Source organism: Acidobacteriota bacterium, assembly GCA_016195325.1.
GTDB lineage: Bacteria > Acidobacteriota > Polarisedimenticolia > JACPZX01 > JACPZX01 > JACPZX01.
In genome coordinates this window covers 1-3,562 of sequence record JACPZX010000102.1, presented here as the reverse complement: position 1 = coordinate 3,562, position 3,562 = coordinate 1, and the positions used below count along the sequence as shown (strand labels likewise).

The 3,562-nt window shown below is 68.1% G+C and carries 4 protein-coding genes; all 4 read left to right on the top strand.

The window, feature by feature from the left end; genetic code table 11:
- Positions 1-373 precede the first annotated feature (373 nt).
- Complete coding sequence (gene pyrR / locus HY049_17800; GenBank protein MBI3450753.1) at positions 374-898, top strand: bifunctional pyr operon transcriptional regulator/uracil phosphoribosyltransferase PyrR; 525 nt, start codon at positions 374-376, stop codon at positions 896-898.
- 1 nt (position 899) lies between these two features.
- Positions 900-1,856 (top strand): aspartate carbamoyltransferase catalytic subunit, encoded by a 957-nt coding sequence (locus tag HY049_17795; protein MBI3450752.1) that lies wholly within the window; start codon positions 900-902, stop codon positions 1,854-1,856.
- On the top strand, positions 1,822-3,102 hold the full coding sequence (locus HY049_17790) for a dihydroorotase (protein MBI3450751.1): 1,281 nt from the start codon (positions 1,822-1,824) through the stop codon (positions 3,100-3,102). Before HY049_17795 ends, HY049_17790 begins: the two co-directional genes overlap by 35 nt.
- Positions 3,103-3,123: 21 nt before the next feature.
- A partial coding sequence (locus HY049_17785) for a hypothetical protein (GenBank protein ID MBI3450750.1) occupies positions 3,124-3,562 on the top strand: 439 nt, incomplete at its 3' end.

The following is a 3,562-nucleotide window of genomic DNA, read 5'->3' as shown; positions in this document are numbered from 1 at the left end:
GGGTACCCGTGGAGGCGTCAGGAGCCACCTGTCATCAAACATGCCGGCGACGCCGGAGCGGGTGGGCGAGCGAAGCCGAGGCCGAGCGCGATGACTTCACGCGCGGAGGCCGTCTCCCCCGACGTAATCTTGCGCACCACCCCGAGCGATCGTCTTGCGGTGGACGCATCGTCTGCGTATACTCCGCTCGCCTTTAATCCCAGCCCTGAGAGGCGGAAAGGAGATCGGCCATGCGGGAGAGGATCCCGATCACCCCCGGCCCGAGCGAACGGCTCGCGGACCGGGGATTTTTTTTGCCTCGAGTGCGACGCAAGGCGCTCTTGGGTCACGAAGAGGAGGGGACGTGACGATCACGACGCCGAAGGGCCACGTCATGGACGAGGCCACGATCGACAGGACGCTGACGCGGATCGCCCACGAGATCCTCGAGAAGCACAAGGGGACGGACGGGCTCGTGCTGGTGGGCATCCGCTCGCGCGGCGTCCCGCTGGCGCGGCGCCTCGCCGACAAGATCCAGAAGATCGAGGGGGCCGAGGTCCCGGTGGGAATCCTCGACATCAACCTCTACCGCGACGACCTGACCACGATCTCCGATCACCCGATCCTGAGGAAGACCGAGATCCCCTTCTCGGTGGACGGAGCGAAGGTGGTCCTCGTGGACGACGTCCTCTTCACCGGGCGCACGATCCGCGCGGCGATGGACGGGATCATCGACCTCGGCCGCCCGCGCCAGATCCAGCTCGCCGTCCTGGTCGACCGCGGGCACCGCGAGCTGCCGATCCGCGCCGACTACGTCGGGAAGAACGTCTCGACCTCGCTCGACGAGATGGTAAAGGTGTCGCTCCGCGAGGAGGACGGCTCGGATTCCGTGGACCTCGTCGTGAAGGCGGAGCGCTGACGTGAGGCTGAAGAGCCGCCACCTCCTCGGGATCGAGTCGCTGACCCCCGAGGAGATCGTCCTCATCCTCGACACCGCCGAGTCGTTCGCGGAGATCTCCCGGCGCGAGATCAAGAAGGTCCCGACGCTCCGCGGCCGCACCGTCGTGAACCTGTTCATGGAGCCGTCCACGCGGACGCGGACGTCGTTCGAGCTCGCGGAGAAGCGCCTCTCCGCCGACTCGCTCAACTTCTCCGCGTCGTCCTCCAGCCTCGTGAAGGGGGAGACGCTGATCGACACCGCGCGGAACATCGAGGCGATGGCCCCCGACTTCATCGTGATGCGCCACCAGATGTCGGGGGCCCCGCACTTCCTCGCGCGCTACTGCCGCTCGTCGATCATCAACGCGGGCGACGGGAGCCACGAGCACCCGACGCAGGCGCTCCTCGACGCGTACACGATCCGGCAGAAGAAGAAGGCAATCGCCGGGCTCAAGGTCGCGATCATCGGCGACATCCTGCACAGCCGCGTCGTCCGGTCGAACATCTTCCTGCTCCGGAAGCTCGGGGCCGAGGTCATCCTCGCCGGGCCGCCGACGCTCATGCCGCTCGAGGTCGCGAGACTCGGCGTGAAGGTGACGCACTCGATGGCCGAGGCGCTCGACGGGGCCGACGTCATCATGATGCTGCGCATCCAGATGGAGAGGCAGGGGAAGGGATATTTCCCGAGCGTCCGCGAGTACTACAACCTCTTCGGCCTCACCGAGGAGCGCGTCGCGCTCGCGAAGCGCGACGCGATCATCATGCACCCGGGGCCCATCAACCGGGGTGTCGAAATCGAGAGCAAGGTCGCCGACGGCGCGTACTCGGTCATCCTCGACCAGGTGACGAACGGCGTCGCCGTGCGCATGGCGGTCCTTTACCTTCTGGCGGGGGAGACGGGTGATGCGGATTCTGCTGAAGAACGGCCGGGTCATTGATCCGGGCCGCGGCGTCGACGAGACGCTCGACGTCCTGATCGAGGACGGGAAGATCTCCGCGGTTGCGGTCAACATCCCGAAGTCGGCCGCGGAGTCGACCTACGATCTCGCCGGGCTGATCGTGGCCCCGGGGTTCATCGACATCCACGTGCACCTCCGGGAGCCCGGCCGCGAGGACAAGGAGACGATCGAGAGCGGCGGGCGCGCGGCGGCGGCGGGAGGGTTCACCTCGGTCGCCTGCATGGCGAACACGAGCCCGGTGAACGACAACCAGAGCGTGACCGATTTCATCCTCGCGCAGGCCCGGGAGAAGTCCCCCGTGAACGTCTTCCCCATCGGCGCGCTCAGCAAGGGGCTGAAAGGGGAGCAGCTCAGCGAGATCGGCGACCTCGTCCACCGCGGGGCCGTCGCCATCTCCGACGACGGGGAGCCGGTGGCCTCGGGGTTCCTCATGCGCAAGGCGCTCGAGTACGCCCGCATGTTCGACATCCCGGTGATCGCCCACGAGGAGGAGCCGTCGCTCGCGAACGGAGGCGTCATGAACGAGGGGTTCGTCTCGACGCTCCTCGGCCTCCGCGGCATGCACGCCGCCGCCGAGGAGGCGATGGCGTACCGCGACATCCGGCTCGCCGAGGTCACGGGGGGAAGGCTCCACCTCGCGCACATCAGCACCGCGGCGACGGTCGAGCTGGTGCGCACGGCGAAATCGCGCGGCGTGCGCGTCACAGCCGAGGCGACGCCGCACCACTTCACGCTGACCGACGAGTCGGTGAAGGGGTACGACACGAACACGAAGATGAAACCGCCGCTCCGGACCGCCGCGGATCGCGACGCGATCCTCGAGGGGCTTCGGGACGGCACGATCGACGCGGTGGCGTCCGATCACGCGCCCCATTGCCAGGACGAGAAGGACGTCGAGTACGACACGGCCCCCTTCGGCATCGTGGGGCTCGAGACGTCGGTGGCCCTCGGCCTCGAGCACCTCGTCGCGACGAACCTCCTCCCGCTCAAGCGCTTCGTCGAGCTGTACTCGTCCGGCCCTGCGCGCGTCCTCGGGCTGATGAAAGGAACTCTCGCCGTGGGGGCCGATGCCGACGTGACGGTCTTCTCGGTGAAGAAGGAGACGACCGTCGACCCCGCGCGCTTCCGCTCGCGCTCGCGCAACACGCCGTTCGCGGGGATGAAGCTCCGGGGGGCGCCGCTGATGACGATCGTCGGCGGCAAGGTCGTTCACGGGGCGCTCTGATCGAAAAGGAGGTGGATCCGCGTGAGACGAATCGCGCTCTGGACCTCGATTTTCCTCGGCGTTGCCCTCCCGGTCGCGGTCGCCGCGGACGCCTGGCCCCCTGCGAAGGCGCCGGTCATCCCCGAGGCGGACGGCTACGCCGTCATCCCCGGCGCGGCGGTTCCTCCGGACGCGTCCCTCACGTACCGCGCCATCTTCGACTCGAACCAGGGGGCCGATGCGCCGGATCACCTCGTCCCGGGGCTCAACATGGCGGGCTCCGAGCTGAACGCCTTCGGCGTCGCCGGCGTGCCCTTGAAGAGCGCGAAGTTCGTCGTGGTCTTCCACGGGCGGGCGATGGACGGGATCCTGGACGAGGCGCACTACCGGGCGAAGTTCGGCGTCGCGAACCCGAACCTGCCGGTCATCTCGAAGATGAAGGCCCTGGGGGTCGAGTTCTACGTCTGCGGCCAGAACCTCG